Origin of the sequence: Sulfuricurvum sp. RIFOXYD12_FULL_44_77, assembly GCF_001830725.1 — a bacterium.
GTDB lineage: Bacteria > Campylobacterota > Campylobacteria > Campylobacterales > Sulfurimonadaceae > Sulfuricurvum > Sulfuricurvum kujiense_A.
The window spans coordinates 1-1,043 of sequence record NZ_MIBU01000220.1; the positions used below are offsets into that span (position 1 = coordinate 1).

Consider the following 1,043-nt stretch of genomic DNA (forward strand, 5'->3'; position numbering starts at 1 on the left):
TGATGAGTTGTTTAGGCTTTTAGAAAATATGCGTGATACGATGGAGCATTATCACCTGAATGCTATTGCGGCAATCCAAATCGCAGTGCCGGCGTGTGCTATCATCGTCAAAACCGAGAATGGTCTTTTGGAACTTATTAATCCTCGTATTCTTGTCGCCGACGGAGAAGTTATTGCGGAGGAGATAAGTGCGTATTATCCCGATTTTACAGCGGTACTCAAACGGCATGACCGAATTAAAGTAGTCTATGAAAATAGATTCGGAGAGTTGCAGCATTTGGATACCGAGGGGGAATTTTCTCGGGTATTGCAGCGAAAAATGGATATGCTGTTCGGGGGTACTCTTCTTGATAAGCTGAATAAAGAGGGACGACAAGACGCCGAAAAGATACTGGCAAGAAAAGCTCAAGAAGCCGGATATGAGCTAGGCGAGTCATGCCCAACGGTTTTTGTACGCGATTATTTCAAGCGGGGTGCCAAATATCTTTTGGCTCTTGTCGGATTTACTTTTCTTCTCCCCTTTTTCATTTCACCTGAGTTACGTGCAGTGCTCTACACACTCGATAAATTTGCACTCATCGGTGTAATAGTATTTATGGCTGTCTATTTCATTTATGCCCAGTATGAAGGGAAAAAGTATAAACAGTGTACGAGTTGTCAAATCGGTAATATAATCGGAACCGTCGCAATTCTGGCTTTTCAGTTGCTTATTGTCAGTTTAGGAGTTTTTTTCTGGGTCGCACCAAATTAATGGTGCCGCTGCGGAGAAAATATGAAAAATACTGTTTTTAAAACACTTTTTGAAGCAAGAGCTATTTTATTTGCCGAAAAAGAGCTGATTTTAGATGAATGGGTGAATGAAGAGCAGTGTGCCACCATTTTAGGTCGCCACGAGATCGATAGAGATATTTTTTTAGAGTTATATGCCGGAAATGTATTTGATTATTTTATGGGGGTCGTTTCGGGGCATATGGCGCTTGGAGATTGCCCTGTCATCGCTGAATTGATTGAGTACCTTAAAAACAAAGAGCTTCGCGCCGACG

Annotated in this window: 1 protein-coding gene and 1 pseudogene; both read left to right on the forward strand. The window is 42.0% G+C overall.

Going from position 1 to position 1,043, the window contains the following annotated elements; translation table 11 throughout:
* A partial coding sequence (locus A2517_RS07895) for a peptide deformylase (RefSeq protein WP_294895822.1) occupies positions 1–751 on the forward strand: 751 nt, incomplete at its 5' end.
* 21 nt (positions 752–772) lie between these two features.
* Positions 773–1,043, forward strand: a pseudogene (locus A2517_RS07900) (sensor histidine kinase); the annotation flags it as partial.